The sequence below is a fragment of the Wolbachia endosymbiont (group B) of Pilophorus perplexus genome, assembly GCF_964028155.1.
Classification (GTDB): domain Bacteria; phylum Pseudomonadota; class Alphaproteobacteria; order Rickettsiales; family Anaplasmataceae; genus Wolbachia.
The window spans coordinates 479,403-506,207 of the sequence record NZ_OZ034754.1 but is presented as its reverse complement, the minus strand read 5'-3'; the positions used below and the strand labels follow the sequence as shown (position 1 = coordinate 506,207).

Here is a 26,805-nt window from a genome sequence, read left to right as displayed (position 1 = left end):
TGCTATGTTTCACGATAGCTTCTTAATTTGGCACGTATGGTTTGTTAAACACTTCCAGAATTACTCAAAACCGCTACAGACTATATCTTTCTGTATAATCTTTAAATGCACCTCTATTGGAGTCAAAATGTAGCTTCACACTGCCAATTGGCCCGTTTCTTTGTTTTGCAATGATCAGCTCTGCAATATTTCTAATTTTCTCCATTTTCTCTTGCCACTCTCGATGTTTATTACTTCCTTCATTTGGTTGCTTTCTTAATTCATAATATTCTTCTCTATAGAGGAACATTACTATATCTGCATCCTGCTCTATGCTTCCTGAATCACGTAAATCAGAAAGTTGTGGTTTTTTATCATCCCTTTGCTCAACAGAACGAGAGAGCTGTGATAGTGCAACAATGGGAATATTTAGTTCCTTTGCAATTGCTTTTAAACCCTGCGTCACTTCTGAGATTTCTTGCACTCTATTTTCACTACTCCTTTTTGTTGTTCCTCGAATTAATTGCAGATAATCTATAAATACCACCTCTACATTGTATAGTTGATATAGCAGTCGTATTCTGGTACGAAGGGCACTAATTGATAGAGCAGGAGTATCGTCTATTATGAAAGGTAATTCTGATAGATCTGTACTAGCATTAATGAATTCATGTAATTCAAAATCACTAATTCTCCCAGTCAGTGCCTTATAATAACCAATGCCTGAATCTATAGTAATCAATCTTGCGGTTAATTGTTCTGCTGACATTTCAAGTGAGAAAAAAGCTACGTAGTGTTGTTTATCTGTTCTTTTTTGCAAAATCTTACAAGCGTTAAGTGCGATGTTCAGTGCCAATGCTGTCTTTCCCATTGAGGGCCTTGCAGCTATAATTAACAGATCAGATTTCTGCAAACCACCAAGAAGCTGGTTTAGATCTTGAAGTCCGGTTGTAATACCTAGAGCCTCTGGGTTATTCTTCAGCTTGCTGATCTTCTCAACCACATCTTTAATTGAACTTGCAAGCTTTATATATGTCTTATCACCTTGCTTTTTTACTGCTAAGTTGAACAATTTTGTCATTGCCTGCTCAATTTGTAACTGTGCAGGATTTTCAATGTCGTAGTTGTAACTATCGTCAACTATCTCCTGCCCGAGCTTGATTAAGCATCTCCTTAAATAAGTATCACGGATTATTCTGGTCAAGCTATAGATATCAAGCGCAATGCTTGCCTTTGCTGCAAGTTTTGCTAGGTACTCAACTCCACCACATTCGGCAAATGCTTTATCATTTTCAAAAAACATCTTAAGGCTTAGTTCATTGGCAACTATGCCGTGTTTTCTGGTTTTAGATATCTGGGTAAAAATGCTTTGATGTAGTGGATCATAAAAATTGTCTGCTGCAATTATATCTTCAACTGCATCACAAATTCTATTATCACGAATCATTGCACCAATGAGCATTTGCTCTGCTTCTAAATTGTGTGGCAATTTACATATTTCTTCTCTTGAATCAATAAGATTAGCTAATTCATTCATTTTAAGTTTTCAGAGTAAGGATTGATTATTGTAGAATATTCAATCCTTACTTAAAAGATAAAAAATTTGACTAATCTTGTGTTGCTTATAGCATTAAAGTAGGCCCCTGTGGTGGAATGGTAGACACGGCAGACTCAAAATCTGTTGCTTGCAAAAGCATGCTGGTTCAAGTCCGGCCAGGGGCACTCAAACATTGGAAAATGCATATATGTTACATAAATTTTTTAATCGTTTATTTTCCATTCTTTCTTCTATAAATGCTATTCAAAAAGTGAAAAAGGATGATAATGGAATATGCTATGTAACAGGACTTAGACGCTATTTGTCAGTACTGCTTGATTTAATCATCATCGTTTTATTTTTGCAGTTTTGCGGTCAGGCCTTAAATCAACTCTTCATGAGCTCGGAGAGCAGTAAAATATTAGGCCAAATTGCTGCAAAATATCAAATGCAGGTGCCACTATCTGCAGAGGAAACAGCAATGCAGAGTAAACTAATCAAGTTACTAATTCTAAATCAAATAGTTCAATTCATTATGCTTTTTAGTTATGTGGTATATATGTGGATAAGGTTTGGTGCTACACCTGGAAAGTTATTACTTGGGCTTAGAGTTGTGAGTGCACAAACTTTTGAAAAATTGACTCTAAAACAAGCAATAAAGAGGTTTTTTTCCTTTATATTGTCAACAGCACCACTATTCTTGGGTTTTATATGGGCAAACTTCGACAAACGCTGCCAAACTTGGCACGATAAGATCGCAGACACAGTGGTTGTCATAAATAAGAGTCTTAAGCGTGATAAAATGAACTAAATTCGTTAAAAATAAGAAAATTTTAATAACTTTATTGATTCATTTTAATATATCATTAATTAATGATATATTAAAATGAAATAGTAGGTAAAAAATATGCCAAGTATTACTCATGGTCAAAGTATGGATTCTATTAGCGATAGTATTGTACATATTGGTGGTAATGAAATAAGAGAATGCGCAATTGAGGCGCTAGAACCATTTAAGAACGAATTAGAAGCTCAAAGTTTTGACCTTAATGGGCTAGGAACTTCTGACCTAGTTAAAGCATGGAAGAAGATAGAAGATTTTAAAGATGCTGAGTGAAAGAATGCTTCTGACCTTGCTGATCTGATAAAAGGGCAAATTACAGGATTTGATGAAGAAAAATTACTAGAAATGTGTACCTTCAGCAAAATTTCCTATGGTAATGTGGATAGAAAATTAGAAAAAGGTAAATATAAAACTAAAAGACAGTTTGAAGAAGAAGGTTATCAGATTATAAGATTTTACGACAATGATCTCATCGAAGACAAGTATTCTTTGGATACTGATTATAAATTAGAACAACATGATATTGGCTATGCTTTAACTGGTAGCAATTCATCTAATCGAGATGCTGGTTATATTTTTATTAAAGATAAGGAAGTAACTATAGCTTATCACGGCACTCGTGATTTAAATGATGTAAAGGAAGATCTTCGTGCATCTTTAGCTAAATTGTCATTTTACCTGAAGATCATCGTGTCCATTCTGGTTTTTACTCTTTATTCAAACGCTCTTGGCCCACTGTGCATAAGATATTAAAAGGGCATGCTAATGATAAAGGATTAGCAATCAAAGATTTGAAAATTAATGTTACAGGTCATAGCATGGGGGGTGCTCTTGCTAGTATAGCTGCTTTATGTCTTATTCAACCACTATGGATTAAAATCCAAAGATTGAGAGAGAGCATAGAATGCTAACTTTCGACTTGAAAGTCACCAAATTTATCTTCTTTTTTAGAGTGATTTTCAATATAATTTTTTATCATTTCGTCAGTTACATTTCCGCTAGTCCTGACAAAGTAGCCTACTGCCCACAACCCAGTATCTCTTTTTTAGCTCTGGAAAGTTTTGCTGGATTTTTCTGGAACTTTTTCCTTTTATTAACTGCACTAACTTACTAATACTTAAGTATGGGGGTACAGAAACGTATACGTGTACATGACTTGACGCAACTCTACCTCTGATAATTTCTACTTGATTATTTGCACATACTTCTTGTACAACTTCTTTAGCTTTCTTTCCAATATCTCCAACTAGTACTGGATATCGATATTTTGTTATCCACACTATGTGATATATATACAGAGTGACTGCTTTTTCTATAATATTCCACATTCTTTCAGATTTTTCACCTTAAAATTATATTCTTAAAAGGATGGACTTCAAGTCCAGGGTTTTTCTCCCAAATTTGGGACAATAAAACAGAAGATGCCGAAGATGTTCATGTTGCAACTTTTGGCTCCCCAAGAGTATTCTACAATGGTGCAGCTGACGTTTACGATAAGTGTCTTGGAAATAAGACTATTAGGGTAGCTTGTCAATCAGATCCGGTACCATGTTTGCCACATGGTAATGCCGGTATGCACTATAAACATGTCGGTAAACCATTAAAATTAGAAACGGGTAAAACTCTAGAGTATTTAGAGCCACACTATCATAAAATTGACACCTATTATAACCTTATTCAGGAAGTACAGCGGGAAAATTTTAAGTCAGATAATAATCCATCTAAGTATCGCCATATTGCTTATATTTGTGGCCTATTTTACCATGCAGTTTTGTCATATGTCGATGTGGATGATAAGGAATTCTTTGAAGAAGTCAGAGAAGAAAATAAAGGCATTAAGCTTTCTGAGATACCAATTGAATATGCTCCAAAATTAGAAGAGAAAATTAAACGACTAGAACAAGAAGTAGCTCAGCTTACTAACGACAAAACTCAATTAGAGAAAAGGTTAAAGAGTATACAACAAAGCTTGATTGAAAAAACTAAAGAGCTAGATGATGAAAAAGGAAAATTAACACAAGAACAACAGAAGACTAGTAAACTCGATGGTCAAGTAGATCAACTTACTAAAGAACTTAAAGGGATAAAAGATCAGCTTGCAAAAAAGAAAGCAGAGTTGAATGGACAGACTAAAAAAGTAACTAAGCTTAATGATACTATAAAGGAACTTAAGGAAACAAATGCTGAATTAGAAAGAAAGAATAGTAATCTGGCTAATCGACTGGAGAAACTTGAGTAAGCAAAAACTAAGCTAGAAGAAAAGGTAGAATTTGCAGAAAAAGAGCTGAGGGATGCTAAAGCTCAATTCAGAGAGAGTGAGGGAGGGCTAAGGGAAGTAAAAGCTCAACTTGAACAGGAAAATAGTAATTTGTCTAGTCAAGCAAGGGAGCTTGAAGGAAAATGTGAGCAAACAGAAGTTCAACTTGTAGAATCAGAGCAAAAACTAGCTGAAGAAACTAGTAAAGTCATGCAACTTAGCAAAGAATCTAATGAAGCAAGAGCTCAGCTTGAAAAGAAGAAAAAAGAGATTGGAAAGCTAAAAGATCAAGTAGATCAAATGACTATACAAAACAATCAATTGGAAGGGCAGCTGGATGATGCAAAGCAAGGTCTAACTGATAAAACTGATGAAGTAACCCAATTAACACAGGTTGCTGATACGCTAAATGGTCGGGCAGCTCAATTGAATACACAAAATGATCAGTTGGAAGGGCAGCTGAATGATGCAAGACAATCGTTCACTGATCAAATAATGCAACGCGAAAATGAAAATAACGACTTAAAGACAAAGCTGCAAGAAATTGAAAACAAAAGTGAAGTACTAGAGAAGAGTCTACAGAAACAATCTGAAAGCAAGGATGAAGAGCTAAATGAAAAATTCTTGAAAGCAAAAATTTATAGTAAAAGGCAAGGTAATTATGCTTCTGTTTCTTTTGTATTATCTGGAGCATTTGCTGTTGGTACAAGTCTAACAATGGTTCATTTAGCAATGTGTGTTTCGCTTGCTGTAGCTGCATTAACTTTTCTTGCAGTAGGATGTTACTGTTCTTATAACGCAAATACCGCACTTAATAACGTTGAAATCGAAAATGGTAGTTATAGAATAGCTGCTTGAGTATTAATTTAAATATTCTTTATTGCTAGTTTTATATCATCACTTTAATTTGGTTGTATTTTACTAAAAAAACTTTAGATTTATTTTATAATCGATACTCAAATATGATTTGGAATTTATTGCAGACAGGGCAAAAGGAAGGCTATAAAATTGCGTATACCAATGCTCGTATTATTGACCCGGAAACTAAACTTGATATAAAAGGTTCATTATTGACTGAAGGGGGTAAAATTGTTGATTTTGGCGAATCATTATTTTCAACAAGTGGAGTTGATGAAATAATAGACTGTAAAGGGCTTGTTCTAATGCCAGGCCTTATTGACATTCACGTACATTTTCGTGAACCAGGTCAAGAGCATAAAGAAACTATACATACAGGCAGCAAATCTGCAGCTGCAGGGGGCGTTACAACTGTAGTTTGCCAGCCAAACACTGTTCCAGCGATTGATAGTGTTGTCTTCGCTAAGTATTTGAAATATAGAGCATTTGAAACTTCGCATGTGAATGTTCAATTTTACGCTAAAATCACCACTTCGGAAGAAAAATTAACTGAAATGGCACTCTTAAAGGAAGCAGGTGCAGTTGGGTTCACCGATGATGGTATGCCAGTTATGAATCCAATGATTATGAGACAGGCACTGCTTTATTCAAGTATGCTTGGTGTTCCTATTGCTCAACACGCAGAGGATTTGAATCTATCTGCTGGTGGCGTAATTAACGAGGGTAAGATTTCTGAAGAATTGGGAGTAAAGGGAATCTTGAGTGCATCGGAATCGGTTATGGTAACTCGTGATATACTGCTAATGAAGAACATAGAAAATGTACACTACCATATTTTACATGTCTCTTCAAAAGATTCACTTGATGCTATTAAACGTGCAAAAGATTTGGGGTTAAATGTTACATGTGAAGTAACTCCTCATCACTTTACTTTAACTGAAGATATAGTAAAGCAACATGGAGCAATCGCAAAAATGAATCCGCCACTTCGTACAGAGGAAGATCGTTTAGCTATGATTGAAGGTTTAAAGACAGGTGTGATTGATTGTATTGCAACCGATCATGCTCCGCATGATCTTAGTTCTAAAGATTTGCCACTTGAAAATGCTGCATTTGGTATTGTTGGCCTTGAAACAATGCTGCCCATTTCACTTGAACTATATCACAGTGGACAAATGGGTCTACTTGATGTGCTTGCAAAATTGACATATAAGCCTGCAGATATCATACATGTGCCACGTGGCCGCATACAGAAAAACCTTGCAGCGGACTTAATTTTAGTTGATTTGGATCATGAATGGAAAATTAAAGTTGACAACTTTGCTAGTAAATCAAAAAATTCCCCTTTCGATGGACGCAAAGTGAAAGGGCGCGTAATACGTACCGTTGTGTCTGGCAAAACTGTATATTTACAGAAGGATTAGTTATCATACAGTTGCGTTCTCAATTTCAATCAATTGTAAATATTCAATATAAGTGGTAAAATATAGCCACTGAATAAAAAATATATGCTAATTAGTACGACATCGGAGCTGGAGAATGCATGTGAAGAATTGATGGCAAAAGATCCAAAATTTATAGCAGTGGACACAGAGTTTATTAGAAACAATTTAACCTACTATCCTAGATTATCACTAATTCAAATTTCTTACGGAGAGAAGAGTTTTATTGTAGATGTGTTAGTACCGGGAATTGACTTATCGCTTATTAAGAAAATAATGCTGAATCGAGAAATAACCAAAGTTTTTCATAGTTGTCGGCAAGACATAGAATCCTTACTCACCGTGCTTAAATGTGTTCCTACTCCCATTTTTGATACCCAAGTTGCTGCTATGTTTTGTCATTATTATCACGACTTTATTGGTTATTCAAAAGTAGTAGAGCAATATCAGGGGGTAGCGCTGGATAAAATTAAAGCTAAAAATTCAGACTGGTTAAAACGGCCATTATCTGAGGATCAATTAGATTATGCAGTAAATGACGTGATACACCTATATGACCTACACCAAATATTGTGCAATAAACTTGAAGAAAATAATAGGATAGGCTGGTTTCAAGAAGAGATGGAATCAATAGTTGATGTTAATAAGTATTTGCATAATCCAAAAGATGCATGGAAGAGGATTAAATTTAATTATGAAGCAAATCCAAGGTTGATGTTAACTGTTAAAGCAGTTAGTGAGTGGCAAGAGACCTTAGCACAGCGTTACAATATAAATCGTAATAAGGTAGTCAATAATGCTGTAATAATTGGTCTTATTGAAAAAAATGTGGAGCGTATTGACGAGGTTTTAGATGACCTTAAGAGAAACACAAAAAATATAAAAGAGGAAGATTTATTAGAATTTATGAATATTTTCAATGAGAATGAGAAGGAGTTTGTGCAGCAAAATTATACTCTGTCAGATAATTATGATAAATCTGTATTTGATATACTCTCGATTATTTTAGAGAGCAAATGTAAGGAAAATAACATATCAAGAAAGTTAGTTTCATCAAAAGATGAGTTAGCTGGTTCAATATCTGGGCAGATAGATAAACTATTCAAGGGATGGAGATATGATTTTTTCGGCAGATCAGTAGAATCGTTTTTGAATGCAGGCTCAAGGTTTGAAATTTTAATGGTAAAATCTGCTGATAGTACAGCTAAAATTCGGAGTAATCTTGTGGAGAATAACCGTATCACGTGTTGAGGTCTAACGAGTTTATTATATCTTTCACTTGAGAAAGAACATTTGCGCTGGTATCGATGATAAAGTCGCTCATTTGCTTTTTTTCTTCAATAGGTAGCTGAATACTAGACATTAGATCCAGCTTTTTTTTATCCATATTACGCTCACTAAGCCTTTGAGCTTGTACAGTGCTATCTGCATGGATAAAAACAATAAAATCGCAATATAAACGGAATCTCGTTTCCAGTAGGAGTGGAATATCTAGGACTAGGAGTTTTCTGTCGTTTTCTTTCTCCTGAGCAATAAAAATTTCTAATTCATTTCGCACAGCGGAATGTACTAAAGATTGGAATTGCTTCCAATTTTCATCATAGGCTAAAAAATATTTAGACAATGCTGTTCTATCAATTTTTCCATTTACTACTACCCCAGGAAATTTTTCTTCTGCATAACTTATTATGTTTTTGTCCACTTTATAAAGCTGGTGCACGACAGAGTCGGCATCAAACAAAGCGGCACCAAATTCTTTAAAGCAATTGGCTACAAAGCTCTTTCCAACTGCAATCCCACCTGTTAAACCTATGATCATATAGCAAATTTCTTATAAAACTATATTTATAGCATCTCCTATGCCTATTTAAAACTGAATGCATAGGTATAAAAAAGAAAAGCTATTATTTTTTTAGTAATTCAGTAAAATAGAGTGAAAGATTAAGAGGAAATTTTGAAAGATAAGATAAAAAAGATAGTGATTTCAGGGAAAAAAGTCTGGCCAATCGTCGAGGGCGGTAAAGGCATTGCAATCAGTGATGGAAGATCAAGTGGGGCATTTGCTGCAGCAGATGCTGTTGGTACGTTTTCTGGTGCAAATGCTAAACTTATTGATGACAATGGTGAGTTGGTGCCGCTGATTTATAGAGGTAAAACAAGAAATGAAAAGCATGAGGAATTAATTAAGTATAGTATTGAGGCTGGAGTTAGTCAAGCAAAAATAGCGAATGAAATATCAAAGGGCCGTGGAAGAATACATATGAATGTGCTTTGGGAAATGGGAGCAGCAGAACAAGTCCTTCATGGCATATTAGAAAAAGCAAAAGGTTTAGTTCATGGCATCACTTGCGGTGCTGGTATGCCTTACAGGCTTGGAGAAATTGCAGCTAAATATCAAGTTTATTACTACCCTATTATCTCATCGGCGCGCGCTTTTAAAGCGTTGTGGAAACGTGCTTACCAAAAAATATCTTCTTTTTTACTTGGTGGAGTAGTATATGAGGATCCGTGGCTTGCTGGTGGTCACAATGGACTCAGTAATAGTGAAGACCCAGAATTACCGCAGGCTCCATTTGAAAGAGTTGCAGAGCTTAGATCTTTCATGAATGAGGTCGGTCTTTCTGAAACGCCAATTGTTATGGCGGGGGGAGTGTGGAATTTGAAGGATTGGGAACATTGGTTTGACAATTTACAAATCGGACCAATAGCTTTTCAGTTTGGCACTCGTCCACTTTTAACAAAAGAAAGTCCGATTTCTACAGAATGGAAAAAGAAGTTACTTACTTTAGAAGAAGGTGATGTATTTTTAAACAAATTTAGTCCAACAGGATTTTACTCATCTGCAGTAAGAAATAGCTTCATATATGAGCTACAGGAACGAAATTCACGTCAAATGAAATTTTCAGAAAATGTGAGTGGAGAGTTTAATAATGAATTTGCAATGGGTAGCAGAGGTAGAAAGATTTACCTCACTGCAAAAGACAAAGAGCTAGCAAATGCATGGATTAAAGCAGGGTATACAGAGGTAATGAAAACTCCAGATACAACTGTTATTTTTGTGACGCCAGGCAAATTTGCGGAAATAAGACAAGATCAAATTAATTGCATGGGATGTTTGAGCCATTGTCTGTTTAGCAATTGGAAAGATCATGGTGACCATTCAACAGGGCGAAAGCCAGATCCACGGAGTTTCTGTATACAAAAGACACTGCAAAACATTGTACATGACGGCAATGTTGAAAATGAACTCATGTTTTCTGGGCACAATGTGTACAAATTTAAGCAAGACCCATTTTATAAAAATGGTTGCATACCGACAGTAAAAGAATTGGTAGATAGAATATTGGTTGGTTTATGACTAACTTGACAAGAAGACATTATTCTATATAATTTATAGTAATAATTGTTTATTAATTTAATCTTAATTTGAGGGGAATATCTATGCGCGATAGTGTTTTAAAAAGGTACGCACTTGCCTATATAAAAGAAAATGGCAGTGATAAGAATGTTCAAGAATTTTTACGTTCTCGTGGTATGCAAAATATTGAGAACTGGAGTGATAAAAATTTTGAAAATGCGTATAAGGAATTTAGACGCTATAACCCAACTAATGAACACAATATAGGAAGTGATCGACGTGATAGTAGGCAACAACCTACAAGCCCTCAGGTTACACACGTACATGTACACAATAATAGAGGTTTAGATTTTTGGGATTATTTACTACTTAGCAACCTGTTTAGTGGTCATACTACAGTGATAAATAACCTTGGTTCCGGTAGCAGTAACCAGCCATGCAGAGAAGATAAGAAAAAAGACGCAGAAGACAACAGGAAATTATTAGCTTTAGGGATAGTAGCTGTAGTTACGTGTGTTGCTTTCCATGCTTTAATGTGTGTTTGGTACAACAGCAGCGAAAAAACGGCTAGAAAATCAGAAAAGGTAGATTACCTGGATAATAAACTTAAAATGTTCAGAAATATAGAATTTGCAGTTGGTGCAATTTCTTTAGCAGCTTTGGTAGGTTGCGCTATTAACCCAGTCTTACCAGTTTGGGGTTTAGTCATTCTTGGTATTAATTCTCTTGTATGTTTTGCTGGTGGTGTGGCTTTTCATATGAAACATGAGAAAGAGTCAGAAAATATTAAGAAGGCTGAAGAAGTGGTAGATAATTATCATAAACGAGGACCTGGATATGGTTTTGAGGCACCACCTCCTTACCCTTTTGAAGAATATAGTACTACTCCGAGTGCTCCTTCTTATGATGGCACACCTGGGTATGCATTTGGTGATCCTAATGCGACACAACAGTTTGGAGGTTGTGCTGCTAAACCATAAGTTACTAATCGAGAATACCGCTGCAACGCGCAGCGGTATAATGGATTTTCAGATTGCTTGTCTGGTAGGATATGTATTGATTTTTATTACTAGTGCAGATACGATAAAGCTTTAAACTAGTACAAAATGGAGCAATTTGAGAGCTTTTACATCACTACGCCAATATATTACGTAAACGACAAGCCACATATCGGCCACGCATATACTTCCCTTATCTGTGATGTTACAGCTAGATTTATGAAATTAGCTGGAAAGAACGTCAAATTTACTACTGGTACAGATGAACATGGACAAAAAATTGAAAAAGCAGCTAAAACAAAGGGAATAGAGCCAAAAGAATTTACAGATGAAATAAGTGTTACGTTCAGAAAATTAGCTGAGCTAATGAACTTTAATTCTGATGATTTTATCCGCACCACAGAAGAACGTCATGAACAAGCAGTTATAGCTCTATGGAATAGGCTTGAAGAGAGAGGGCAAATATATCTGGATTCTTACTCAGGTTGGTATTCAGTTCGTGACGAAGCGTTTTATCAGGAATCAGAGTTGATAGATGGCAGAGCACCAACAGGCGCTGAAGTTCAGTGGATAAAAGAAGAGAGCTACTTTTTTCGTTTGTCAAGTTGGCAAAATAAATTACTAGAGTTATACGAAAATCATCCGAATTTCATCTTTCCTGAGAGCAGAAAAAACGAGGTGGTATCGTTTGTAAAATCAGGACTTACTAACCTTTCGATTTCTCGTACTAGTTTTAATTGGGGAATAAAAGTACCAGGGAATGACAAGCACGTAATTTATGTTTGGATAGATGCGCTCACTAACTATCTCACGTCAATAGGCTTTCCTAATATAGAAGATGAGGAATATAAGAAGTTTTGGACAAACTCCTTCAACATTCATGTGATCGGTAAAGACATATTGCGTTTTCACGCTGTATACTGGCCAGCTATTCTTCTTGCAGCAGATTTACCACTGCCAAAGCAAATTGCAGTTCATGGTTGGTGGCTAAACGAGGGGGAAAAAATATCCAAATCCCTTGGTAACGTTATAGATCCAATTAATCTTGCAGAAGAGTTTGGTGTTGATCAACTACGCTATTTTCTCCTTCGGGAAGCAAGTTTCGGTCAAGATGGTAATTTCAGTAAGAAGAACATGATCAGCCGCATAAACTCAGAGCTGGCAAACAATATAGGCAATTTAGTGCAAAGAACAATTTCATTTCTGCACAAGCAATGCTTTGGAGTTGTACCAGTGGTCGATCGCAATTTGCTTAAAGATGATGAGAGTTTACAAAATTGCAAAGCCATAATTGATCAAGTAATGGATCATCTATCAAAGTATGAATTTAACCAGATTATACTCCTGATTATCAATATCTCTTCCAAGGCCAATGCTTACATAGATAAAAGTGCACCCTGGACACTCAGTAAAACCGATAGAGAGCGCATGAATTTAGTGATTTATAAATTACTCGAATATATCAGAATAATTGGTATTTTATTGCAGCCAATTGTTCCAAAGTCAGCAGAAATAATACTTGACCAATTACAGACTCCAAAAGAACAACGTGATTTAAAATCTCTGTGCAACGCATGTGTAAGCTTAGGTGTTACATTACCTAAGCCTACGCCGATTTTTTTGAGGTTTGATATTTAAAGAACCCTTAGTAAACCAGACTGAATTGGTCGTTGTGTAGTTAATTTGCTTAGTTCAACAGAATCAACAAAGGTACCTTGCTGTTTTGATGTGTTTATACCGTTGTCTACTTTGGAAGAAATGACTTTATTTTTGTTTTGATCAAGCTGCTTTATGATCTCGGCTACAGGAGGATTTGATGAATCTTCTACCTCACCTGGTTTTGTTGAAGAAGAAGCTGAATATGGATAATTATCCCTATTCTTCATTTTCTCTTGTTTTATATTATCACACTGAAAAGACATAGAATCTTGGGATGTATCCCACTCTTCATCATCAGATACATTACTACTATTGCTCAATAAATTATTACTAGGGCTATTTAGTAATGGATTTTCACTGGACATTATATTCTTTAATACTATTGGTAAGTTTAGCGGTTGTACGGGTTTCTTTAGCTCTTTATTGGACGTGTTATTTGGTTCTATAAGTGATTCTTCCAAACTACAAAGAGAATCATCTTGTTTGTCTAAGGAATCTAGCTCTTCATCTTGAAAACCACTTTTATTTCTTTGCTTTAGAACTTTGCTTTTCAAACCCTCATTCATATAATTTCCTTGTTGAATACTCTCACTATTGTTTTGCTCTTTGTCAGTTTTTTGATTTTCAACTTTCCTTATTTGATGTACTTCTTTGTTTCGCGATTGTACGTCGCTCTCTTGCTTTTCAGCAACACTTTCCTCCTCTTGTTTTTGAGGTATTTTTAAACCATCCTTTGGAACTGGCTTCAAAATAACACCTTTTCTTATCTGTTCAAGCAGATCAGAACGATCATGCTCAGATTCATTAGCATTTTTTGGTGCACAATTCTTAGGTTTCTCCGTACACTTGGAAGCTGTAGGAGGAGGCGGCTGAGATGGTAGTGGTGCAGCATTTTGTGGCAATGGAGGAGGTGGTGGTGGCGGTGCACTGGGTGTTCCAGACATTACTGGAAATGATGGTGTAGGAGTATTGCTATGTTCAAGTTCTTTTGCTTTCTGTAAATCTTGTGATTGATTTTGACATACTTCGTTGTTTTGCTGTTGTACGTCGTCCTCTCCATCAGTTGCTTTTCTTCGTTTTTTGAGCGTTTCGTGCAAATCAGCCATCAAATCTCCACTTCCTTGTTGCTTGCCACCTCCTGAGGGTATGGATTTATTATTAGCATTATTCTTTAGAGTAGGTGATGTTGGTGCACTGGATGTTCCAAGCGTTACTGAAAGTGATGATGTATGAGTATTGCTGTGTTCAAGTCCTTTTGCTTTCTGTAAATCTTGTGATTGTTTTCTACCAGGATCAACTCCTTTCTCGCTGTTTATTGCAGAAAGGTATGAATAGATAAGATATGCAGCTAAGCTCAACATAACCGATGCAGAAACAAAAGCAATAACTGCAGAAGAAACTGGCACTGCAGCACTACTTAATACCGCTGAAATGATAAAATACGTGCATACTCCAGCTACAGGACCGGATGTACACAATAACAAAATAGCAATTGAATATTTTAAGCGAGTTGCCTTTTTTTGTTCTGCTACAGATGACTTTTGATTTTCACTATCAGAGTGTACACCATTATGTTGTTCAGTCATAGGTTTTTTCGGCATAACCTGTTTAGTATTGCTTCTATCATTTTTAGTTTTGTCACTCGCATTATCTTCTTCTTTTGACTGAGCGCTATTTTTGGTTTCTGGATTCTTAACATGAATACTATTCTTGCTTCCTTCATCTGCAGTTTCGCTATTTACATTATGTTCTTCTTGTTTTTTCTTAAATAGTGGATTTTTTGCAAAATTAAGAGATGATTGTTGAACAGGACTCTTAGATTGACCTTTTTTTGGTTCAGTGCGACTGCTAATTCCTGATGTAGCCAAATTAGAAGGTTTTTTATTATCCTGTGGAAGTTTCCAATTCTTTAAACCTCCGGATGGTAAAGGAGGAGGTGGCGGTGGCGGAGCTGATGATGGTGTGTTACTATTAGATAAATCATTAGTAAGCATTTTTCTTCCTTATTATTAATATTATATTAATGATAATTAAATTATTAGTACTTGTCAATAATTTATGAGTAAGTTAATACTAAGATAATATATAATAAAAAGAAAAGAGAGAGGAGCAGTCTTCTAAGAAGAAATAGAAGCTGTTTTAAACCTCAAGTCATCACTTTGTTACTACAGCACATTATCGATGTTTTGGTATTCAGAATCATAAAAATAGCTTAGTGTTAGCTATTTTTATAATAACCTCTCTTAAACAATTGATATTTTACAGTGTTTTTGGTAAAATAATAGCTTAAGGCTTAGAATAAAAGTTTATGAGTGAAGCACAAGGTCCAAATATTGCAGAATGGCAGGCACAGCAGCAACACCAGGAAGCCGCTAGTGAGAAAAGTGGTTTCGGTCTTGGTCATAGTGACTCTGTTGCAACAATTGTGGATGGAATGAAGTGGATGTTCAACTTTCATGAAGGAGCAATTGCTGCTTATAATAATGTGTTTGAAGGTTTGGTCAGTGGTAGCAGTCTAGTAACGTTATTTGGGAAATCAGGTAATATGTTTGGCATAAAATTTCTTGAAAGTCTTGCTGAATATTTTTCAGGTGGAGGTGGAGAAGATATGCCATCAGAAGGAATGGGTATGGACTACGGTGATGAGGGGCATCATCCGGATGATTATCCCCACGCTAGCAATGAAATGGCTCATAGTGCTGATGGTTTGCATGATATGCATGATGCAGGTGATCATCATGGCCAATCTTTTTCACCTGGTCCTTCACCATCTGTTGGTGATGATCATGAGCTTGGTTACTAAATAACTAAGAAGATTTTATTGTAATTAGTGAAAAAAGTTTCAGTTTTAGGATCAACAGGAAGCATTGGAAAAAAGACTGTAGATTTGCTCTTAAAGAGAAAGGAAGAATATCAGGTGGAAGCACTAAGTGCCAATTCTAACTTTGCTCTGCTAGCACAACAGGCAAATCTACTTAATGCAAAATATGCTGCCATTTCTGATGAAAGGTTCTACAAAGATTTAAAAGAAGATCTACTTGGTACAAACGTCAAAGTAGAAGTTGGTGCTCCAGGTCTAGCAAATGTTGCTTCTCTACCTGTTGATCTCTCAGTTATTGTAATAGTTGGCATCGCAGGCCTTGAGCCAGTTATAAAGGTTATAGAAAGTGGTACTAAAGTTATTGCCCTAGCAAATAAAGAAAGCATTGTTTGTGGTGGCAAGTTACTGCTTGAAAAAGCTAAAGAAAGGAGCGTACAAATAATTCCCATCGACTCTGAACACAACGCAATTTTTCAAGTTTTGCAAAATGATGATAAATGTGTAGAAAAGATTATACTCACTGCCTCTGGTGGACCATTTTTAAATTATAGCCTTGAACAATTAAAAAATATTACAGTAAATCAGGCACTAAGTCACCCTACTTGGAAAATGGGAAAGAAAATCTCAGTTGATAGTGCAACAATGATGAATAAAGCACTAGAAATAATAGAAGCACATCATTTGTTTAAAATTAGCCCAAATAGAATTGAAGCAGTAGTGCATCCTGAATCGATAGTACATGGAGTTGTAGTTTACCAGGATGGGTTTAGCTTTGCTGTGCTTGCAGAAACTGATATGGAAATTCCCATTGCATATGCTTTGTCTTGGCCAGAAAGATCAACTTTGAACTACAAGTTAGACTTAACAAAACAAAAAAAATTGACCTTTCAAGAACCAGACCACAAATGTTTTTCTTCACTAAAGCTAAGCATGGAAGTGTTAAATTCTTCTTCTCCACATACAAATAGTATTGTTTTGAACGCTGCAAATGAGATAGCTGTTAACGAATTTTTGAAGTCACGAATCGGCTTTTTAGAAGTAGTAGAGGTAGTAAAATCAACAATAGAAAACTTTGACAAGTACTCTGATATTAACTCACTATCCGACATAATAAGTGTCGATTTTGAAAGCCGTATTCTTGCCAATGAAATCATAAAAAGTAAAGGTATCTGTTCAGCAGAGTGATAAAATAAGGTAGACGAGAAAAGACAACTAAATGGTCAAGTAGCCCCATTTCATACTCCTGTCATCCAAGTAGCTGACACTGGGATGGCTTTGTTGCACCACTCAAGGAAAGAACAGGCAGTTACTGATGGAATTTGTTATAAAATAGATATTTAGCCGACAAAGGAAAAATATGCCAATAAGAATGAAAGTCAGTAACTGCAATGAATATAACAAATTTCTTCAAGAAAGGGGAAATGTTTTTCATTATATCAACGATGCCATTGAAAATTGGTACGAAAATAGTCCAAAAGTAGCAGGTGGCAACAATGTCTACAGCGACAAAGTAGTGATTCTAATTCACATAATAACCTATCTATTCAGGATTGGTCTTAGGCAAACAGTGGGATTTATAGAGAAATATCTTGAGCAAATAGGGAAAATTTTGCAAATTATCAGCTATTCGCAGGCTTCAAGAAGGTTTAAAAAGCTTAATATCAAAATCAACGACTGCAGAGTTGATAAGAACGATATGGAAGATATTGAAATTGCTATAGATAGTACAGGTATCAGCATCTACAATAATATTCCAGGCCATAGTAAGGCAAATGGTACAGATAGAAAGTATCGCCGCTATGAGCAAACAAGAAAGCTACATGTAATGCTAGAGATAGGTAGTAAAAAAGTTATAGCTGCAAAATACAGTAGTGGAGTTTATTCCGACCACTATGGAGCCTGTGATCTTATTGAAAGAGTGGATACCAAGTATAACATAAGCACGATATATGCAGATAGGGCATATAATCGAAAGAAGTTATACAAACTGTGCGATGAGCTTGACATAAAGACAAGGATTCCTCCGCAAAATAATGCAGTAGAGCATCCAAAGTTGGATTATATGAATGAGAGAAATTCTACAATCAAGCTCATAAAGTCATATGATGAAGATGGTATGAAGAGGTGGAAAAAAGAGATAAATTATTGGAAGAGATCTTATATAGAAAGTTTTTTCTCGCGACTGAAGCAAATATTTGGATTTAGTTTTAGGAATAAATCTGAGATTAATCGTGAGAAGGAACTGCTACTCAAGTGTTATTTGCTTAACAAATTTACTGAAATAGGCATGGCTAAGTTTGATATAGCTTCATGAATTTATTATACATTACCCACTATCCGAAGAGCTGTGCAACAAAGCCCACTGGGATCCAGAAAAATTTACAAGTAAACTGAGCTTATGCTAAATTCAATGAGATTAAATGAAAACCAGCATCAAGTGCTGGAATGACACCTTACCTGAACAGATAAATCACTAGCACGTTCGTTCACAATAACTTGAGAGAAGCTTACATCATTAATAACTGTATTTGCTCTATACAGAAAACCACATCCTATTGCAAAAAAAAGCAACGAAGTTGCAGCAAGTGGAACTGGGTTGTCAACTACGAAACATAGACCAACAGCAAATACTCCAGATAACAAAAAAGCACAAGCATAATTAGTTTGTTTCCTTTTTTGAGCGACTGCTTCTATCTTTAGGAATTCTGGTTCTATTGCTTTCTTGACATGTCCTGCAATACAATTTCTTGGACTTTTGTTTTCATAGTTTTTAATATTAGGTTTGATATTTGGATGTGTAAGTAATATTTCTATCATGTTTACATTTCCCAACTTGCAAGCAATGTGTAGAGCTGTATTTTTTTCCTTCTTGCCGGTCTTAATTTCCTCCTCTGCACGAGCATAATTTTGAGGTATAAATCCTTCATTAACAGGTTGTGAATTGTCAAGGTATATGCAGCGAAGATATGGACTCCTATCTACTACTTCTCTCTCCTCAAATTCGTAAACTGGATAACCATCATGTTCCTTTGGTCTTCTCTCCATAACAGCTTGCTTGCTTTTAATATTTACATCAATTTTTTTATGCTGTACAAGCAACTTAGCCATAAGCTCTAAATATTGATGTTCCTCGTTATTACTAGTAACAAAAGCTGAAATAATGCACATCAAAGGTGTCATCCCATCCTCAAAAGCGTTAACATTCGCTCCTTCTTTCAATGCTTGTTGAAAATGATTCCAAGCTTCCTCAGGTGTTATTCTTTCACCACTAGCATTTTGAAATTCAATAGCTTTAAACAACTTTTTTGTTGCTTCACTTGTACTAAACATTTTAACCCCCTATCACAATAAACTTGATAAAATTATACATAGAAAAAATTAAAATATCAATTATTAAGCTAATGATCCAGAATATACTCCTTCGTTAAAGGAGACTGAGCATTTTCAAAGATTTCTTGAGTACTTCCGAATTCAACAATCTTGCCATTGCAAAAGAAAACTATGCTGTCAGATAATTTTTTAGCTTGCTTCATCGAATGAGTTACCATAATTATGGTGAACCTCAATTTCAATTCTTGTATAAGATTTTCGATTGCATTGGTTGCCATTGGATCAAGAGCAGAGCATGGTTCATCCATTAATAAAATAGTTGGCTTTACTGCAATTGCACGAGCAATGCATAATCTTTGTTGCTGGCCACCAGATAAATTTAGTGCACTATCTTGCAATCTATCTTTCAACTCTTCCCATAAACCAACCTTAGTTAAACTACTTTCTACTATTTCATCTAATTTTTGCTTATTTTTCACCATGCCATGCAATTTAGGCCCATAAGCAACATTATCATATATTGACTTTGGAAAAGGGTTGGGTTTTTGAAATACCATACCAACTTTTGCTCTGAGCAATACAACATCCATATCACGTGAATATATATTACCCAGCCCATCGATTACCAGCTCACCGGTCGCTTTACATCCAGGTACGTAATCATTCATACGATTAAAACAACGCAAAAATGTCGATTTACCGCACCCAGAAGGTCCGATAAAAGTTGTGACTTTCTTTTTGCAAATATTCAAATTTATATCGAATAAAACTTGTTTAGAGCCATACCAAAGATTTAAATTTTTAACGAAAGCGTATTTATCGTTCATACTAAATCCTGCATTGAATAAAGTCCTGGAGTTTTATTCTCGCACAACCATATTGCTGCCTGAACCGCCCCTCTAGCAAACGTTGTACGATCAATTGCCTTGTGATTTAATTCTACTCGTTCATCGGAATTGACAAACATGACACTGTGATCTCCTATTACTCCACCTCCACGAGATACTGCAAAGCCTATTCCTCCTTTCCCTCTTATATTTGAATTATTATGTGAATATTGATTGAGCTCAAAATCCACTTTTGCAGCGTTAGCAACTGCTTTACCAAACTCTATAGCTGTTCCAGATGGTGAATCCTTTTTTAAATTGTGATGCATTTCCCAAATTTCAACGTCATACTCATTACCTAAAAGCTTGGCAGCTTCTTTTACCAATTTCAGCAACACATTAACTCCTATACTCATATTTGCTGACCATAATATTGGAACTTTAGCAGCATAGTCTTTTAAATTTAGACCTTCTATTCCAGTTGTGCCACTAACTAGCGGTTTTTTAAATTTCACGGCCGCCTTAAGGCATTCTAGCATACATTCTTTAGTTGTAAAATCTATTACAACATCGGACGATTCAAATACCTCACTAATAGAACTTGTAATTTTGATTCCTAAATTGCAATTATTGCCTACAATAGGCCCAATATCTAAGCCTATATACTCACTGCCCAAGCGAGCAACAGCACCTGCTATTTCCACTTTGGTATTCGTAATTAATTCATTGAGTATTTTCTTACCCATTCTGCCTAAGCAGCCTATTACTCCAACTCTGATTTTCATAAAGCTTTTTCCACTATGTTAGGCTTTTTTTGAAGCTTTGTCATCTTTATAAGCTTAGCATATTTAGCCTTACACTGATAAAACTATAGCTATACATCGATGAATCTATTGAAAATTGATACGAAAAATTGTAATTAGTCAATTTTCTCCTATGGAGAAAACTTATAAAGAAAAAAAGAGCACCAAAGGAGGTGCTCTTTTGTGAAGGGTTTGTTTTAATAACCGTTTCCTACTTTGCTCGGATTAGAGATATAATGTATTTGTGCTTCTGGTTCTCCAGTTATTGAGCGAGGTTGTGCCTTTAACACATTACAAGAGTCCTCCTCTCGTGCATCATGAAAATCATCATCTAATTCCTCTTCTGCATCATAAAACTTCTCTTGTTCATTATCCTCATTATTAACCTCTTGTTGTATTATCTTGTTACTAGCATCAGTATTATGCTCATCTTTTTCTTTATGTGCATTAACTAATAGAGATTTATTACAGTTAGCGTTCTTTGCTTCCAGACTAGTAGTTTCTGAACTTGGCACGCCATTATTTGTTGGCGCTTTAAAACTTTCAATAGAATCTATTACAACAAATGTTGAACCTTTCTTGAAGCCTAAGGACTTTTTCATTTTCCATACATGAAAAAGTTGGAGTTTATCTTTTTGTAGTATATTAATAATTAGAGATACGGAACCATCATCGTTATCTCTTTTACTAAAATTAATATTAAAATCATTTTTATTGCAGTGTATTTTCATACGATATTTACCTTTGTTTCTTGGATGCTTATAATCCTCTAGATTTTGTTGAATATCATCTGCAAGACGTAGTTCTAAGTTTCCGTTAAAAATGTTGATAGTAGAAGATTCTCTTGTTACTGCCAATGGATCAATAGTTGTATTGTCACCCGCTTGTTGTGCCGTAATAGTAGGTGTTATAGATTCAAATGGCTGATTAGATATACTACCCACTTTAATCTCTGTTACATCATTCTCCAATCCTAACATTTTTTTCACATTCTCAATACCGTCTTGAACTAATATTTTATCGCTATCGATATACTTCCCATCTTTGTTCTTCTCTATTATCGATTCTACAATTAAATGTTTAGCAAACTCAGGAGAATTAATACTCCTACCAGTAATGCAATATTCTCCTTTATTACACTTTAGATATACAAGAAACTTAGGATGATATGCGTTCTTGGTTAAACTACTTTTATAATCCTTAATGTTTATACACTCTTCCAAATTTAACCAAAAGTTATTCCCTTCAAATTCAAGCCCACCTACTACTGATGTTTTTTTTGTTTTTAATGGCTTGTAATTTATCTTATTCACTTTAACGAACTCTTTGTTTTTACCTAAGCCTAATACACGTATCATTTCTAATGGATTACTTAATACAGAACCTTCATCAATTTGTTTCTTTACTGAAGTTATTGACACAGACTTCCTCTCACCACCTATATTTTTCTGTGAGCGATAAGGACCAGTAATATGAAAATCTCCACTGTCACATCTTACAAATGCATGAAATTCATCATATTGATATGGATTTTTATATTTCTCTTCAAGGATTGTATAATTTTTATTTATCATAGTTAATAGTAGTTCACCATCGATAACTTCAAGACAAACTTTGGGTCTATCTATCTGCTTTGGCAGTATTAGTTGATTACCATCTAGAGTTTTTGGCAACGTATTATTTTTATTTACATTCTCATCTAAAGGTCTCTTTGGTGATATATTTTTTTGAGCAGCATTTGCTTTACTGCTAAATAACCAATTCCAACCTGATAAAACTTTTTTTGCAATCCATGAAATTCCTGTGTGATCAGCAATCCATTTAAAAAAGTTTTTTATTTTTTTTAACATGTCCACTCCTTAAATTAATAATTTAATTATTATATATAAAATTTAATTTGTCAATTTTCCCTATGGAGAAAACTTATAAAGAAAAAGAGCACCAAAGGAGGTGCTCTTTTGTGAAGGATTTGTTTACTAATTAATAATACCGCTTCCTACTTTGCTCGGATTAGAGGTACAATGTGTTTGTGCTTCTGGTACTCCAATTGTTGGACTTGGTTTTGTACCTTTTTCATCTTGTTGTGCCGTAGTAGGATTGAGATTATGCTGCTCCAACGCTGTACCTTCAAACGGCTGATTAGATATACTATCTACTTTAACATTTGTTACACCATTCTCCAATCCTAACATTTTTTTCACATGCTCAATATTGTCTTGAACTAATATTCTATCATCATCTATATAATTACCATCTTCTTTCTTCTTTAGTACTGATTTTACAATTACATATTCAGAAACGCCATAGTAATTATTACCACTACCAGTAATGCAATATTCTCCTTTATCACACCTTAAATATATAAGAAGCTGAGTCCAAGATTCGTCCTCGGTTAAACTATATTTATAATCCTTAACTTTTATAACCTTTTCTAAATTTAACAATAAGTCATTATCTTCATCAAGTTCAATATAACCTACTCCTTTAGGCTCATCATTTGATTTTTCTGGAAAATTTTCTGCTGGCTCGACGTTTATATCTGTTTTAGATACAGATTCTTCAGTCTCATTTTGCATAGGGGTGCTAACAATTGGAATTGTATTACTTTTATTTTTATTCTCACCTGAAGGTCTTTCTGGTGATGTATTTTCTTGAGTAGTATTTTTTTTACTACTCAACAGCCAATTCCAACCTGATGAAATTTTTCTTGCAATCCATGAAATTCCTGTACGATCAGCAATCCACTTAAAAAATTTTTTTATACTTTCCCACATACTTTACTACTTAAATTAATAATTTAATTATTATATATAAAGTTTAATTTGTCAATTTTCTCCTATAGAGAACGTATAAAGAAAAAAAGAGCACCAAAGGAGGTGCTCTTTTTAACAGTTTGCTATAGTGACTGTGCATTAAGAGATTGACTAGTATCAGCAGCGTGTTGCTCTACTTCTACATTAGTAGTTTCTGAATTTGGTGTGTTACTATTATTTGCAATAACTTTAGGTGAATTCAATTGTATTTCTATACAACTTTTATTGCTCACATCTAGCAGCCTTTTCATTTCTTCTGGTTTATTATCACCATAAACTTCTTTGCCATCTAGAGTCCCAACTGAATTTATAGATAGACATATCTTGCCATTTTCTATCACCATTTCCGAGTCGTAACGACCTGTGATATATACTTTTCTATTATAATGTGAATCTAAACGAAACTCATCATTAATTACATTACCATGTTTATCTTTATTGTTTGGAAGTGTTACACCTTGCGGTATAACCAACCCTATTTTACCGTCGCTCAATTCTACAAAAGATAACGCCACTATCCTTTCCTTAGGGTCACTTACTAGGTTTGCCTTATTACTAGACCACAAGTTTTTAATGCTGTTCCAGACTGATGCAATTCTTCCTGCAATCGACTGAAAAAAGTTTTTTATTTTTTCTAACATATTTTACTCCTTAAATTAACAATAATTTAATTATTACATAAAAAGTATAATATGTCAACTATTTCATAAAAATTTTAGTACTTGCTTGCAATTTTCAATAATTTAATAGCACTGGTGTTGACAACCTCCCCACCGACACGCTTAGTAACAAAAAATCTAACATAAGGTTTGTTTGTATAAGGGTCTCTCAATATTCTCATTCCTCTGTTATCCACGATCTTATAAGCTTGTTTGAAATCTGCTACTGCAATCATTGTAGGTGGCATATCAGCAGATTGATATACCGGTATTCCCATCAAAGTATCTGGAGTTTCAAGCGATAAACTCGGCTGCCAAAGATACTGACCTGTTTCAGATTTTAGTAGCCTCACGTCCTTTAACGTACTTCTGTTCATCAAAAATGATGCATTTTTAGAGTAATGTTCATTTAGAGAGTAGTACAATATCATTATGGCATCGCTGTCTAGCTTATCAGCTTTAATTTGCTCTATCTTATTATGACCATTTTCATTTTCGTAAGCTAAAATTCCTTTAGGTTGAAAAGTGCCATCACCTTTAATGAAGGCTTCATTCTCTTTCTTACTGAAAGTTTCGGCAACCTTTTCTACAAGCCAACTTTCAACATTGACAAATGCATCATCGAGCAATTTTTGTGATATTTGCGGCTGAGCATAGAGCTCGTAAGTTGTGATGGAAATCTTTTGAATTTTAGGTGTACTTGTGTCTTTTGCAAAATCATATTTGGATTTATAGCCACCATCTTCATCTTCTACTGTTTCACCACTCCAACCTGCACCAGCACGGTCACAATCTTCTATAATATAATCCAGCGTTTCAGTAGAGATTCTTTGATTGGAACATATTTGCCGCATTGGAGATGAATCAGCTATACGCTTGTTTATCCGTTTTACAATGTGAGGAGTAACTAAATACCCTCCAATATCATTGTCATCTCCACTTAGGGTTTTGTGTGATAACCTACTTTCCATTCCTTTGCGAATATAATCAGAAAAATATTTATCACCTGTATTAAAATCTGTGCTAATCTCTGGGCGTTGAGCTGAAGTTTCAATAAAATCTAAGCGCTCTTTGCAATTATCAATATTACTATTTATCTTGCATAGCTGCTCAGTTCCTTTGCTTTCGATTTCTTTTAGTTTGCGATCATTTATTAATTTAAATTGCTCCCATGATGAAGCGAGTTCATTAACACGGTGAGCGATATCAGTAAGTGACATAATAGCCTCCTTTAAAAATAAAATTAGAATAGTATTGTAGTTTGAAGGTAATCTTTATCAGTAATCTCAGTACCTTTTTGTTGTCATGCAAACTGCATTCAGAAAAAAGACCGGTGAATGGCAGCTTAGTATAACTCAAACGCTTTGTTTACAATATGGATCCCAGTGCTGGGAGGCGCCCTCATGGTAAACAACGTTCATACAACTGTATACGTATAATGCTCGTACCTGCCATTCACCGGTCTTTTTTCTGGATTCTAGCATTGGCTTCATGGTAGATACAAATGAACGTAAGCTACTTGGTAGTGAGAAAAAAATAATAATGATTACTTGTTGAAGTAAAAAAAGGTAGTGTAGTATTACACCACGGTAAATATTATACTTAATTGTTAGCACTATACAGCATCCATTTTTTTGTGTCAAGCATTTTTTTTCGCTGCGTATCTGTTCAGAAGAATGTGCAAATAAAGTACGTAGCTGTACAAATTTGCCAAAACAATAAATGGTATCCTTTGATTATCCTCTTTTTATCATTTCAGTCACAGCTGTACGAACATTGTGGCAATTTGCATAGTAAACAGTGTCAAGCACTGGGATGACACCCATTTAGTTATCTTTTCTCGTCTACCTTGTTTTGCCACCCTGCTGAACGGATACATACCGTTTGTTGCTTTTACTCTATGCTACCTTATCTGCCCTGCTTCAATCAGTAAGGGATTTCAATATTAACTCTGCACTACTTGCGGGATTGCTACTCTCTGTAATGGGTCTGCCAATTACGATATAATCAGCTCCTGAATTTATTGCTTCTTTTGGTGTTGCTGTCCTTTTTTGATCATCATGACCTCGATTCATACGGATTCCTGGAGTAATAATTTTAAAGTCTTTACCACATTCTTGGCGCACTTCTTGAGCTTCTAGTGCAGAGCAAACTACTCCATGTAGTCCAATCTTTTTTGCAAGCTTTGCTAGCAAAATTACCTGTGATTTTGCCTCCCTTGCTACTCCGAGTTCACTCAGATCTTCATTGCCCATACTAGTTAGTACTGTTACTCCAATTAGCTTTATTTTCTTTCCTTGCACTATACTTAGTGCTTCTTTAAGCATTTTTGTTCCACCACTGATATGCAATGTTAGCATTTCAACATCTAGAGCTTTTATTGCTTCAACTGTTCTAGCTACAGTGTTTGGAATATCATACAATTTTAGATCTAAAAAAATTGGTACATTGCATTTTGCAACTTCTCTCACTCCAGAAGGACCATGTGCAGCAAAAAATTCTAACCCAAGTTTTACCATGCCAACCTTATCACGCAGACCATTAGCCCAAGATATGGCTTCATTCAAATCTTGTGTATCCAGTGCGCATATTATTGGGTTCATTATCTTGTATAATTTTT

Annotated in this window: 25 protein-coding genes, 1 tRNA gene and 2 pseudogenes; 16 read left to right on the top strand and 12 right to left on the bottom strand. The window is 35.1% G+C overall.

Annotated elements, in window-relative coordinates:
- Positions 1-73: 73 nt before the first annotated feature.
- On the bottom strand, positions 74-1,516 hold the full coding sequence (locus tag ABWU28_RS02700; protein ID WP_265025034.1) for a replicative DNA helicase: 1,443 nt from the start codon (positions 1,514-1,516) through the stop codon (positions 74-76).
- Between the two features lie 102 nt (positions 1,517-1,618).
- On the opposite strand from ABWU28_RS02700, the gene ABWU28_RS02695 reads away from it, so the two are divergent.
- The 5 genes from ABWU28_RS02695 to ABWU28_RS02675 all read left to right on the top strand — a co-directional run bounded on the left by ABWU28_RS02695 (position 1,619) and on the right by ABWU28_RS02675 (position 3,271).
- Positions 1,619-1,701: transfer RNA gene (locus ABWU28_RS02695), tRNA-Leu, on the top strand.
- 23 nt (positions 1,702-1,724) lie between these two features.
- Positions 1,725-2,327, top strand: coding sequence for an RDD family protein (locus tag ABWU28_RS02690; protein WP_353275575.1), 603 nt, complete (start codon positions 1,725-1,727; stop codon positions 2,325-2,327).
- A 96-nt stretch (positions 2,328-2,423) separates the two neighbouring features.
- Complete coding sequence (locus ABWU28_RS02685; RefSeq protein WP_353275573.1) at positions 2,424-2,633, top strand: hypothetical protein; 210 nt, start codon at positions 2,424-2,426, stop codon at positions 2,631-2,633.
- 72 nt (positions 2,634-2,705) lie between these two features.
- Positions 2,706-3,113 carry a hypothetical protein gene (locus ABWU28_RS02680; RefSeq protein WP_353275572.1) on the top strand — a complete coding sequence of 136 codons (408 nt, stop codon included), beginning with the start codon at positions 2,706-2,708 and terminating at the stop codon, positions 3,111-3,113.
- A complete protein-coding gene (locus ABWU28_RS02675) occupies positions 3,098-3,271 on the top strand; it encodes a lipase family protein (RefSeq protein ID WP_353275570.1) in 174 nt (57 codons plus the stop codon). Before ABWU28_RS02680 ends, ABWU28_RS02675 begins: the two co-directional genes overlap by 16 nt.
- Here the strand turns inward: ABWU28_RS02675 and tnpA are convergent.
- Positions 3,268-3,686 (bottom strand): annotated as a pseudogene (gene tnpA, locus ABWU28_RS02670) (IS200/IS605 family transposase). The gene ABWU28_RS02675 and the pseudogene tnpA sit on opposite strands and share 4 nt — an antisense overlap.
- A 10-nt stretch (positions 3,687-3,696) precedes the next feature.
- Between tnpA and ABWU28_RS02665 the strand changes: the two are divergent.
- From ABWU28_RS02665 to ABWU28_RS02645, 5 genes and pseudogenes are all read left to right on the top strand, one after another.
- Positions 3,697-3,861, top strand: a pseudogene (locus ABWU28_RS02665) (hypothetical protein); the annotation flags it as partial.
- A gap of 51 nt (positions 3,862-3,912) precedes the next feature.
- A complete protein-coding gene (locus tag ABWU28_RS02660; protein WP_353275568.1) occupies positions 3,913-4,599 on the top strand; it encodes a hypothetical protein in 687 nt (228 codons plus the stop codon).
- Positions 4,600-4,728: 129 nt separating this feature from the next.
- Positions 4,729-5,475 carry a hypothetical protein gene (locus tag ABWU28_RS02655; RefSeq protein WP_353275566.1) on the top strand — a complete coding sequence of 249 codons (747 nt, stop codon included), beginning with the start codon at positions 4,729-4,731 and terminating at the stop codon, positions 5,473-5,475.
- Positions 5,476-5,579: 104 nt separating this feature from the next.
- The gene (locus tag ABWU28_RS02650; RefSeq protein ID WP_353275564.1) at positions 5,580-6,899 is read left to right on the top strand and encodes a dihydroorotase; all 1,320 of its coding nucleotides are present in this window, start codon (positions 5,580-5,582) and stop codon (positions 6,897-6,899) included.
- Between the two features lie 84 nt (positions 6,900-6,983).
- Positions 6,984-8,168, top strand: coding sequence for a ribonuclease D (locus tag ABWU28_RS02645; RefSeq protein ID WP_264376803.1), 1,185 nt, complete (start codon positions 6,984-6,986; stop codon positions 8,166-8,168).
- Here the strand turns inward: ABWU28_RS02645 and coaE are convergent.
- Positions 8,158-8,736 carry a dephospho-CoA kinase gene (coaE, locus tag ABWU28_RS02640; RefSeq protein WP_264686133.1) on the bottom strand — a complete coding sequence of 193 codons (579 nt, stop codon included), beginning with the start codon at positions 8,734-8,736 and terminating at the stop codon, positions 8,158-8,160. The genes ABWU28_RS02645 and coaE overlap by 11 nt on opposite strands.
- Positions 8,737-8,871: 135 nt before the next feature.
- Here coaE and ABWU28_RS02635 point away from each other — a divergent pair, with 135 nt between their 5' ends.
- The 3 genes from ABWU28_RS02635 to metG all read left to right on the top strand — a co-directional run bounded on the left by ABWU28_RS02635 (position 8,872) and on the right by metG (position 12,911).
- A complete protein-coding gene (locus ABWU28_RS02635; protein ID WP_264376805.1) occupies positions 8,872-10,275 on the top strand; it encodes an NAD(P)H-dependent flavin oxidoreductase in 1,404 nt (467 codons plus the stop codon).
- Positions 10,276-10,358: 83 nt separating this feature from the next.
- Positions 10,359-11,255: a hypothetical protein gene (locus ABWU28_RS02630; protein WP_286260901.1), complete on the top strand. Its 897-nt coding sequence runs from the start codon at positions 10,359-10,361 to the stop codon at positions 11,253-11,255.
- Positions 11,256-11,381: 126 nt separating this feature from the next.
- Positions 11,382-12,911 (top strand): methionine--tRNA ligase, encoded by a 1,530-nt coding sequence (gene metG, locus ABWU28_RS02625; RefSeq protein WP_052264938.1) that lies wholly within the window; start codon positions 11,382-11,384, stop codon positions 12,909-12,911.
- Here metG and ABWU28_RS02620 read toward each other — a convergent pair.
- Complete coding sequence (locus ABWU28_RS02620) at positions 12,908-14,926, bottom strand: WH2 domain-containing protein (RefSeq protein ID WP_353275561.1); 2,019 nt, start codon at positions 14,924-14,926, stop codon at positions 12,908-12,910. The two genes, metG and ABWU28_RS02620, sit on opposite strands and share 4 nt — an antisense overlap.
- Positions 14,927-15,240: 314 nt before the next feature.
- On the opposite strand from ABWU28_RS02620, the gene ABWU28_RS02615 reads away from it, so the two are divergent.
- The 3 genes from ABWU28_RS02615 to ABWU28_RS02605 all read left to right on the top strand — a co-directional run bounded on the left by ABWU28_RS02615 (position 15,241) and on the right by ABWU28_RS02605 (position 18,067).
- Positions 15,241-15,735, top strand: coding sequence for a hypothetical protein (locus tag ABWU28_RS02615; RefSeq protein ID WP_007302735.1), 495 nt, complete (start codon positions 15,241-15,243; stop codon positions 15,733-15,735).
- A 27-nt stretch (positions 15,736-15,762) separates the two neighbouring features.
- Positions 15,763-16,938, top strand: a complete 1,176-nt coding sequence (gene dxr, locus ABWU28_RS02610) for a 1-deoxy-D-xylulose-5-phosphate reductoisomerase (protein WP_265025389.1) — start codon at positions 15,763-15,765, stop codon at positions 16,936-16,938.
- Positions 16,939-17,110: 172 nt separating this feature from the next.
- Entirely contained in the window at positions 17,111-18,067 is a 957-nt protein-coding gene (locus tag ABWU28_RS02605; protein ID WP_213863789.1) for an IS5 family transposase, read from the top strand.
- 119 nt (positions 18,068-18,186) lie between these two features.
- Here ABWU28_RS02605 and ABWU28_RS02600 read toward each other — a convergent pair whose 3' ends face one another.
- The 8 genes from ABWU28_RS02600 to pyrF form a co-directional block, all read right to left on the bottom strand.
- Positions 18,187-19,083, bottom strand: coding sequence for an ankyrin repeat domain-containing protein (locus ABWU28_RS02600; RefSeq protein ID WP_019236312.1), 897 nt, complete (start codon positions 19,081-19,083; stop codon positions 18,187-18,189).
- A 68-nt stretch (positions 19,084-19,151) separates the two neighbouring features.
- Positions 19,152-19,910 carry a phosphate ABC transporter ATP-binding protein PstB gene (gene pstB, locus ABWU28_RS02595; protein ID WP_012481738.1) on the bottom strand — a complete coding sequence of 253 codons (759 nt, stop codon included), beginning with the start codon at positions 19,908-19,910 and terminating at the stop codon, positions 19,152-19,154.
- On the bottom strand, positions 19,907-20,695 hold the full coding sequence (gene dapB, locus ABWU28_RS02590; RefSeq protein WP_353275558.1) for a 4-hydroxy-tetrahydrodipicolinate reductase: 789 nt from the start codon (positions 20,693-20,695) through the stop codon (positions 19,907-19,909). The genes pstB and dapB overlap by 4 nt, the downstream gene beginning before the upstream one ends.
- Before the next feature lie 215 nt (positions 20,696-20,910).
- Positions 20,911-22,563 (bottom strand): hypothetical protein, encoded by a 1,653-nt coding sequence (locus ABWU28_RS02585; protein ID WP_353275556.1) that lies wholly within the window; start codon positions 22,561-22,563, stop codon positions 20,911-20,913.
- Between the two features lie 126 nt (positions 22,564-22,689).
- Complete coding sequence (locus ABWU28_RS02580) at positions 22,690-23,487, bottom strand: hypothetical protein (RefSeq protein ID WP_265014461.1); 798 nt, start codon at positions 23,485-23,487, stop codon at positions 22,690-22,692.
- A 122-nt stretch (positions 23,488-23,609) separates the two neighbouring features.
- Positions 23,610-24,167, bottom strand: a complete 558-nt coding sequence (locus tag ABWU28_RS02575) for a hypothetical protein (protein WP_353275555.1) — start codon at positions 24,165-24,167, stop codon at positions 23,610-23,612.
- Between the two features lie 74 nt (positions 24,168-24,241).
- Positions 24,242-25,405: a phage major capsid protein gene (locus ABWU28_RS02570; protein WP_353275553.1), complete on the bottom strand. Its 1,164-nt coding sequence runs from the start codon at positions 25,403-25,405 to the stop codon at positions 24,242-24,244.
- Positions 25,406-26,107: 702 nt separating this feature from the next.
- Positions 26,108-26,788 (bottom strand): orotidine-5'-phosphate decarboxylase, encoded by a 681-nt coding sequence (gene pyrF / locus ABWU28_RS02565; RefSeq protein WP_012481735.1) that lies wholly within the window; start codon positions 26,786-26,788, stop codon positions 26,108-26,110.
- Positions 26,789-26,805: the final 17 nt, after the last annotated feature.

Excerpts from the sequence above, each read along its gene's own strand:
- ABWU28_RS02580 (WP_265014461.1), bottom strand. The coding sequence starts at position 23,487 with ATGTGGGAAAGTATAAAAAAATTTTTTAAGTGGATTGCTGATCGTACA.
- pstB (WP_012481738.1), bottom strand. The coding sequence starts at position 19,910 with ATGAACGATAAATACGCTTTCGTTAAAAATTTAAATCTTTGGTATGGC.
- ABWU28_RS02605 (WP_213863789.1), top strand. The coding sequence starts at position 17,111 with ATGCCAATAAGAATGAAAGTCAGTAACTGCAATGAATATAACAAATTT.
- ABWU28_RS02585 (WP_353275556.1), bottom strand. The coding sequence starts at position 22,563 with ATGTTAAAAAAAATAAAAAACTTTTTTAAATGGATTGCTGATCACACA.
- ABWU28_RS02570 (WP_353275553.1), bottom strand. The coding sequence starts at position 25,405 with ATGTCACTTACTGATATCGCTCACCGTGTTAATGAACTCGCTTCATCA.
- metG (WP_052264938.1), top strand. The coding sequence starts at position 11,382 with ATGGAGCAATTTGAGAGCTTTTACATCACTACGCCAATATATTACGTA.
- ABWU28_RS02575 (WP_353275555.1), bottom strand. The coding sequence starts at position 24,167 with ATGTTAGAAAAAATAAAAAACTTTTTTCAGTCGATTGCAGGAAGAATT.
- ABWU28_RS02630 (WP_286260901.1), top strand. The coding sequence starts at position 10,359 with ATGCGCGATAGTGTTTTAAAAAGGTACGCACTTGCCTATATAAAAGAA.
- pyrF (WP_012481735.1), bottom strand. The coding sequence starts at position 26,788 with ATGAACCCAATAATATGCGCACTGGATACACAAGATTTGAATGAAGCC.
- ABWU28_RS02680 (WP_353275572.1), top strand. The coding sequence starts at position 2,706 with ATGTGTACCTTCAGCAAAATTTCCTATGGTAATGTGGATAGAAAATTA.
- ABWU28_RS02650 (WP_353275564.1), top strand. The coding sequence starts at position 5,580 with ATGATTTGGAATTTATTGCAGACAGGGCAAAAGGAAGGCTATAAAATT.
- ABWU28_RS02645 (WP_264376803.1), top strand. The coding sequence starts at position 6,984 with ATGCTAATTAGTACGACATCGGAGCTGGAGAATGCATGTGAAGAATTG.
- ABWU28_RS02690 (WP_353275575.1), top strand. The coding sequence starts at position 1,725 with ATGTTACATAAATTTTTTAATCGTTTATTTTCCATTCTTTCTTCTATA.
- ABWU28_RS02615 (WP_007302735.1), top strand. The coding sequence starts at position 15,241 with ATGAGTGAAGCACAAGGTCCAAATATTGCAGAATGGCAGGCACAGCAG.
- dapB (WP_353275558.1), bottom strand. The coding sequence starts at position 20,695 with ATGAAAATCAGAGTTGGAGTAATAGGCTGCTTAGGCAGAATGGGTAAG.
- ABWU28_RS02620 (WP_353275561.1), bottom strand. The coding sequence starts at position 14,926 with ATGCTTACTAATGATTTATCTAATAGTAACACACCATCATCAGCTCCG.
- coaE (WP_264686133.1), bottom strand. The coding sequence starts at position 8,736 with ATGATCATAGGTTTAACAGGTGGGATTGCAGTTGGAAAGAGCTTTGTA.
- ABWU28_RS02685 (WP_353275573.1), top strand. The coding sequence starts at position 2,424 with ATGCCAAGTATTACTCATGGTCAAAGTATGGATTCTATTAGCGATAGT.
- ABWU28_RS02600 (WP_019236312.1), bottom strand. The coding sequence starts at position 19,083 with ATGTTTAGTACAAGTGAAGCAACAAAAAAGTTGTTTAAAGCTATTGAA.
- ABWU28_RS02700 (WP_265025034.1), bottom strand. The coding sequence starts at position 1,516 with ATGAATGAATTAGCTAATCTTATTGATTCAAGAGAAGAAATATGTAAA.